Source organism: Candidatus Goldiibacteriota bacterium, assembly GCA_016937715.1.
In the GTDB taxonomy this organism is placed as follows: domain Bacteria; phylum Oederibacteriota; class PGYV01; order PGYV01; family PGYV01; genus PGYV01.
On the sequence record JAFGWA010000004.1, the window covers coordinates 23766 to 30239 of the forward strand.

Annotated in this window: 15 protein-coding genes; all 15 read right to left on the reverse strand. The window is 41.6% G+C overall.

What is annotated here, in order from left to right; genetic code table 11:
• Nucleotides 1–9 precede the first annotated feature (9 nt).
• Entirely contained in the window at nucleotides 10–555 is a 546-nt protein-coding gene (gene rplE, locus JXR81_00525) for a 50S ribosomal protein L5 (protein MBN2753325.1), read from the reverse strand.
• Nucleotides 556–576: 21 nt separating this feature from the next.
• Nucleotides 577–900, reverse strand: coding sequence for a 50S ribosomal protein L24 (locus tag JXR81_00530; protein MBN2753326.1), 324 nt, complete (start codon nucleotides 898–900; stop codon nucleotides 577–579).
• A 9-nt stretch (nucleotides 901–909) separates the two neighbouring features.
• On the reverse strand, nucleotides 910–1278 hold the full coding sequence (gene rplN / locus JXR81_00535) for a 50S ribosomal protein L14 (GenBank protein ID MBN2753327.1): 369 nt from the start codon (nucleotides 1276–1278) through the stop codon (nucleotides 910–912).
• Nucleotides 1278–1574, reverse strand: coding sequence for a 30S ribosomal protein S17 (gene rpsQ / locus JXR81_00540; GenBank protein MBN2753328.1), 297 nt, complete (start codon nucleotides 1572–1574; stop codon nucleotides 1278–1280). Before rpsQ ends, rplN begins: the two co-directional genes overlap by 1 nt.
• On the reverse strand, nucleotides 1558–1776 hold the full coding sequence (gene rpmC / locus JXR81_00545; protein ID MBN2753329.1) for a 50S ribosomal protein L29: 219 nt from the start codon (nucleotides 1774–1776) through the stop codon (nucleotides 1558–1560). The genes rpsQ and rpmC overlap by 17 nt, the downstream gene beginning before the upstream one ends.
• 17 nt (nucleotides 1777–1793) lie before the next feature.
• Nucleotides 1794–2207, reverse strand: a complete 414-nt coding sequence (gene rplP, locus JXR81_00550; protein ID MBN2753330.1) for a 50S ribosomal protein L16 — start codon at nucleotides 2205–2207, stop codon at nucleotides 1794–1796.
• A gap of 21 nt (nucleotides 2208–2228) precedes the next feature.
• The gene (rpsC, locus tag JXR81_00555; protein MBN2753331.1) at nucleotides 2229–2876 is read right to left on the reverse strand and encodes a 30S ribosomal protein S3; all 648 of its coding nucleotides are present in this window, start codon (nucleotides 2874–2876) and stop codon (nucleotides 2229–2231) included.
• A gap of 6 nt (nucleotides 2877–2882) precedes the next feature.
• The gene (rplV, locus tag JXR81_00560; GenBank protein ID MBN2753332.1) at nucleotides 2883–3242 is read right to left on the reverse strand and encodes a 50S ribosomal protein L22; all 360 of its coding nucleotides are present in this window, start codon (nucleotides 3240–3242) and stop codon (nucleotides 2883–2885) included.
• A gap of 22 nt (nucleotides 3243–3264) precedes the next feature.
• Entirely contained in the window at nucleotides 3265–3549 is a 285-nt protein-coding gene (gene rpsS, locus JXR81_00565) for a 30S ribosomal protein S19 (GenBank protein ID MBN2753333.1), read from the reverse strand.
• Nucleotides 3550–4395 (reverse strand): 50S ribosomal protein L2, encoded by an 846-nt coding sequence (gene rplB, locus JXR81_00570; GenBank protein MBN2753334.1) that lies wholly within the window; start codon nucleotides 4393–4395, stop codon nucleotides 3550–3552.
• 3 nt (nucleotides 4396–4398) lie between these two features.
• Complete coding sequence (gene rplW / locus JXR81_00575) at nucleotides 4399–4686, reverse strand: 50S ribosomal protein L23 (GenBank protein ID MBN2753335.1); 288 nt, start codon at nucleotides 4684–4686, stop codon at nucleotides 4399–4401.
• Nucleotides 4686–5309 carry a 50S ribosomal protein L4 gene (rplD, locus tag JXR81_00580; GenBank protein MBN2753336.1) on the reverse strand — a complete coding sequence of 208 codons (624 nt, stop codon included), beginning with the start codon at nucleotides 5307–5309 and terminating at the stop codon, nucleotides 4686–4688. The genes rplW and rplD overlap by 1 nt, the downstream gene beginning before the upstream one ends.
• Nucleotides 5310–5332: 23 nt before the next feature.
• The gene (gene rplC / locus JXR81_00585; protein MBN2753337.1) at nucleotides 5333–5983 is read right to left on the reverse strand and encodes a 50S ribosomal protein L3; all 651 of its coding nucleotides are present in this window, start codon (nucleotides 5981–5983) and stop codon (nucleotides 5333–5335) included.
• A 19-nt stretch (nucleotides 5984–6002) separates the two neighbouring features.
• The gene (gene rpsJ, locus JXR81_00590; protein MBN2753338.1) at nucleotides 6003–6317 is read right to left on the reverse strand and encodes a 30S ribosomal protein S10; all 315 of its coding nucleotides are present in this window, start codon (nucleotides 6315–6317) and stop codon (nucleotides 6003–6005) included.
• Between the two features lie 39 nt (nucleotides 6318–6356).
• On the reverse strand, nucleotides 6357–6474 hold a 118-nt coding region (locus tag JXR81_00595), incomplete at its 5' end, for an elongation factor Tu (protein MBN2753339.1).

Genomic DNA, 6474 nt, shown 5'->3' on the forward strand with positions numbered 1-6474 from the left:
AAGTCCTCCTTATTTTTTTCTGAAAGGCATTCCAAGATTTTCAAGCAATGCCAGCGCGTCTTCATTTTTCTTAGCGGTTGTAACAAATGTAACATCCATTCCCATAATATTGACAACTTTATCAAATTTTATTTCCGGAAATATTATCTGTTCTTTCAGGCCAAGGGTGTAATTGCCCCTGCCGTCAAAACTTGTGCGCGGAACACCGTTAAAATCCCTTACCCTTGGAAGCGCAAGCGAAATAAGCCTGTCAGCAAATTCAAACATCTTTTCGCCCCTTAAGGTCACTTTACATCCTATAGGCATTCCTTCCCTTAATTTAAAATTAGATATGGCAACTTTAGCCTTGGTAACAAGCGGCTTCTGCCCGGTTATCTGTGTAAGCTGTTCCACTGCTTCATCAAGTACTTTAGCGTCCTGAGTTGCTTTGCCGACGCCCATATTAATAACTATCTTAACAAGCCTTGGCACTTCATTGGGGTTCTTGAATCCTTCACCCTGCATCATCTTTGGTATAACTTCTTTTTTGTATTTTTCCTTAAGCCTGGCCGCCATTATTAAGCTCCTCCTGGATTTTTACTTTTCATCAAGCATTTCATTGCATTTTTTACAGATTCTTACCTTTTTGCCTTCTGCAAGAGTTCCAACTTTTACCCTGGTGGGTTTGCCGCATTTGTTGCAGATAAGCATTACATTGTCAATCCTTAAAGCGGCTTCTTTTTCAATAATTCCGCCCTGCTGTACTTTCTGGGATGGCTTTGTATGCCTTTTTACAAAATTAATTTTTTCAACAACAACCCTTCTGTCATCAGCGAACATCTTTAAAACCTTGCCGCTTTTGCCTTTGTCTTTTCCTTTGATAACCGTTACAATGTCATTCTTTTTTATTTTAACTTTCATGTTATCCTCCTAAACGACTTCAGGCGCAAGGGATATAATCTTAAGGAAGTTCTTTTCCCTTAATTCCCTTGCAACCGGCCCGAATATGCGTGTGCCTTTCGGGTTGTTCTGGTCATTAATAATAACAGCTGAATTGTTATCAAACCTTATATAAGTACCGTCTTTCCTTCTAAGTTTCTTTTTAACCCTTACTATAACCGCTTTTACCACTTCTTTTTTCTTAACCTGCCCGCCGGGAATGGCATCTTTAACCGACGCCACTATAACATCACCAAGCGATGCGTATCTTGCCCTTGTTCCGCCAAGGACTTTTATGCACATTATCTCTTTTGCTCCGGAATTATCAGCTACTTCAAGCCTGGACTGTTCCTGAATCATTAGTTTTCACTCCCGTCTTTGATTTCGGCGGCTGCGTCCTGACGACCGCGTTTAACAACATTTACCACCATCCATCTTTTTCTTTTGCTTATAGGGGCCACTTCTTTAATTATTACGGTATCGCCCGCTTTGCATTCATTTTTTTCATCATGCGCAAGAACCTTTGTGGACCTTTTGATAATTTTCTTAAAAAGCGGATGCTGAACCTGCCTTGTTACCGTTACAGTAACTGTTTTATCCGCTTTATCAGAAGTTATTAATCCTTCCAGTGTCTTTCTGTTATTTTTTTCCGACATTTACAGCCTCCTTGCCGCTCTTCTTCTGTTTAAGTACAGTAAGTGCCCTTGCGATATCCTGCTTTATAGTCTTAATCTGCGAAGTTTTCTCTATCTGCTTTGTAGACAGTTTAATTTTAAGTTTAAACAGCTGCTCTTTAAACTCTGTCAGCTTTCTTTCAATTTCATCGGACGTCATGTCCCTGAATTCCTGCGGCTTCATGTCTTCCTCCGTTTTTATTACAGCTCGTGCCTTGCTGCGAATTTTGTGAATATAGGAAGCTTTGCTCCCGCTTTCTTAAAAGCATACCTTGCCACTTCTTCAGTCACGCCGTCAAGTTCAAAAAGCACTCTTCCGGGTTTAACAACCACAACCCACGCCTCCGGTGCGCCCTTTCCCTTACCCATCCTTGTTTCCGCCGGTTTCTTTGTTATCGGCTTATCAGGAAATATCCTTACCCAAAGTTTTCCGCCTTTTTTAAGCTGCCTGTTAATTGCAACACGCGCGGATTCTATCTGCCTTGCGGTAACCCATGCGGGTTCCAGCGCTTTTAATCCATATTCGCCAAAACTTACTTTGTTTCCGCTTGTGGCGACTCCTGACATTCTTCCTCTCATCTGTTTCCTGTATTTAACCCTTGATGGCATCAGCATGTACAAATTCCTCCGAATTAATTATTCTTTGTTTTCACCGGGAAGTATTTCGCCCTTGAATATCCAAACCTTAACACCTATCGTTCCGTAGGTCGTCTTTGCTATGGCATAACCATAATCAATGTCAGCCCTTAAAGTCTGAAGCGGAACGCGGCCTTCTGTATACCATTCAGTCCTTGCTATTTCCGCGCCTCCAAGCCTTCCGGAAGTGCATATCTTAATTCCCTGCGCGCCCGCGTCGGACGCCATTGTTGTCTGCATGGCTTTTTTCATTGCCCTTCTGAAAGCAACTCGTTTTTCCAGCTGCTGAGCAACATTTTCAGAGACCAACTGAGCGTCAAGTTCCGGCCTTTTTACTTCAACCGGATCAATCAGCATCTGCTTTCCTGTAAGTTTTTCAAGTTCCTTTTTTAACACTTCAACTTCAGTGCCTTTTCTTCCGATTATCATTCCCGGTTTTGCCGTGTATATTTTTACAATAGCCTTCTGCCCGGCCCTTTCTATTTCTATTTTGGATATACCGGCGCTGTAAAGTTTATTCTTTATATACTTTCTTATTTTAAAATCTTCAAGGAGCAATTCTTTGAAATTCTTTTTGGAGAGCCACTTTGACTTCCAAGTCCTTATTATTCCAATTCTGATGCCTTCCGGATTTATCTTATGACCCATATGGAATTATCTCTCCTTCTTTATTTTTTTATCTGTTACCACTATTGTAAGGTGAGCCGCTTTTTTATGAATACCCGCAGCCCTTCCCATTGCTCTTGCGTGAAATCTTTTTGCCCATTTAATGATAGGCCCGTCATTTACAACAGATTCCATTACATAAAGTTTTTCCGCGTCCGCGCCGTGGTTCTTAGTGGCATTAGCAATCGCCGATTTTAAAACCTTAAGCACATGAGGCGCACCCGCTTTGTTCATAAACTGCAGCGTTGTCAAAGCATCGCTTACGCTTTTTTTCTTTATCTGTTTCGCCACAAGCCTTAACTTAATCGGCGATATTCTTAAATACCTTCCTATTGCTTTAGCTTCCATTTTATGTTGGCTCCTTTACCTGTTATTTCTTGGCTGCTGATTCTTTTTTCATATCGCCGTGGCCTTTAAATGTCCTTGTCGGCGAAAACTCTCCAAGCCTGTGTCCTACCATATTTTCAGTTACATATACAGGTACAAATTTCTTCCCGTTATGTACCGCAAACGTAACGCCTATCATTTCGGGTGAAATCACGCTTCTTCTTGCCCATGTCTTAATAACTTTCTTATCTTTGGCCTCATTGGCCGCTAATACCTTATCAAGTAACTTTTCGTCAATGTAAGGGCCTTTCTTGAGGGACCTGCTCATTTATATTGTTCCTCCTGTTTTTGCTTTGCGCCTTCTGATAATCCATTTATTTGAATACTTCTTTTTATTTCTTGTCTTATAACCTTTAGCCAGTACGCCGGTAGGCGAGCATGGATGTGCTCCGGATTTGGATTTCCCTTCTCCGCCGCCCATAGGATGATCAACCGGGTTCATTGCAATAGCCCTGTTTCTGGGTTTAATACCTCTCCACCTGTTTCTTCCCGCTTTACCAATTATTATGTTTTCATGGTCAGTATTTCCAACCTGTCCTACTGTTGCCCTGCACCTTTTCATTACCTGGCGAAGTTCTCCTGAAGGCATTTTCAAAACAACAAAATCCCCTTCTTTACCCATTATCTGCGCGAATGAACCCGCGCCCCTGGCTATCTGTCCGCCCTTGCCGGGTGTAATTTCAATATTATGAATTATAGTACCAACCGGCATTAATGTCAGAGGAAGGCAGTTGCCTGTTTTAATTTCCGCATTATCCGAACTTATTACATTATCACCCACGGTTAAATTAACAGGGGCAACGATATACCTTTTTTCGCCGTCTTTATAATTTAGAAGCGCAATTCTGCATGTTCTGTAAGGGTCATATTCTATGGACGCCACAACTGCAGGCACTTCAAATTTATCCCTTTTAAAATCTATTATTCTGTAAAGCTTTCTGTGGCCGCCGCCCCTGAAACGGGAAGTAATTCTTCCCGAGCTGTTTCTGCCCGTCTTGTTTTTAAGTTTAAAAGTCAGCGCCTTTTCAGGTGAGTCTTTTGTTACGTCCTCTTTGGTGTCGACCGTCATCATCCTTCTGGAGGGTGTAAGCGGCCTGAAACTCTTTATTCCCATGGCTTATACTCCTTCTACTATTTCTATTTTATCTTCCTTCTTTAACTGTACGATGGCTTTTTTGAACTTTCTTGCCGCGGATATCTGACGGCCAAAGCGTTTGGCTTTGCCGGGCAGGTTCGCGGTATTAATCTTGGTCACCTTTACCTTGAACATTTTTTCCACAGCTTCTTTAATCTGTTTTTTTGAAGCCTTGCTGTCAACTTCAAAAGTATAAAAGTTGCCTTTTTCCCTTGCGATGGAACTTTTCTCTGTAAGAGAAGGTTTTTTTATAATCTGGTAAATATCCATTACCCTATTCTCCTTATTATTTCTTCCATGGATTTTTTTGTTACAAGTATGTTTGAATTAACCAAAAGGTCATACACGTTAATATTCTTGGAAGTAATAATGTCCGCGTTTCTTATATTACGGACCGACTTTACAACGGCACTGTCAGCTTTTTCCGATACAAAAAGAACCTTTTTTCCGTTAAGCTTCATTAATTTAAGCATGTTGGAAACATCTTTTGTCTTAGGCTGAGTAAAATCCATAGTGTTTATTATTTTAATCTCGCCGTCTTTCAGTTTTCCGGCTACAACCATCTGCATAGCTGCCTTTTTCTGTTTTTTAGGAACTTCCATTCTTGCTTTAAGCGGCCTTGGCCCGAATGTAACACCGCCGCCTTTCCAGATAGGAGACCTGTTGGAGCCATGCCTTGCACGGCCTGTCCCTTTCTGTTTCCATGGTTTCCTTCCGCCTCCGCGCACTTCCGCCCTTGTAAGCGTGTTAGAAGAACCATTATGCTGATTCTGCTGATAAGCCAGAACCACATCATGAACAGCGTTATCTTTTGGTTCAACCGCAAGAATGCTGTCTGCTATTTCAAATTCTTCCAGCTTCTTGTTTTCTTTATCAACTACGTCAAGTTTCATGAGTAAAATCTCCTTTTCTTCGTTTACTTCTTTTTAACGCTTTTTCTGATTTCAACAATACCGTTGTTAGAACCCGGAACAGCGCCCTGAACAAGCATAAATTTATTTTCTACGTCAACTTTTTCAACAGCAAGATTAAGCACTGTAACCCTGTCAACGCCCATGTGCCCTGCCATTCTCATATTCTTAAAAACCCTTGCAGGATATGTGCTGGAACCAATAGACCCCGGAGCGCGGTTGTGATTGCTTCCATGGCTGCCTGCTCCGCCTGCAAAGTTATGCCTTTTTACAACGCCCTGAAAACCCTTACCCTTTGAAATTCCGCATACATCAACAAACTTAAGGTCCTTCAAAGCTTCAATTGTAAGCGTATCGCCTATATTGAATTTTTCGGCTGTCGCTGCATCAACCCTTACTTCTTTTAACACTTTCTTTAACGGAAGATCTTTTTTTGTCTTTTCATTTTTGAAAACACCCTTTAACGCTTTAGGCATTCTTTTAGGTTTTTCGCAGTCAAAGAAGCCGAATTTCACGGCTGTATAGCCGTCTCTTTCGGGATTCTTTTTATCCACTACAATACCATCCGCAATTTCCAGTATTGTAACAGGTACAGCTTCGCCTTTGCCGTTAAAAACCTGTGTCATTCCTATCTTTTTACCAAGTATTGTTGATATCATTTTTTACACTCTCCGCTCACAGCTTGATTTCTACGTCAATGCCCGCGGGCAGGTCAAGGGTCTTTAGTTTTTCAACCGTATCATTATTAGGTTCGAGAATATCTATGAGCCTCTTGTGGATTCTCATTTCGAACTGTTCCCTTGACGTCTTGTTGACGTGCGGCGACCTTACTATCGTGTACTTATGAAGCTTTGTCGGGAGCGGTATAGGGCCGCAAACACGCGCTCCGGTTTCCTTGACCTTCTTGATAATATCAGAAACTGACTTATCAAGTAGTTTGTGGTCATAGGCTTTAAGCCTGATTCTTATCTTCTGTGTATCTAACTGCATTTAAGGTCCTCCATTCTTCTGCTTTCTTGATCTCTGTTGTTATTCCAGAATCTTTGTTATAACTCCCGAACCTACTGTCCTTCCGCCTTCGCGGATGGCGAACCTTAATTCCTGTTCCATGGCTATCGGCATTATCAGTTCCACTTCTATTGTTACC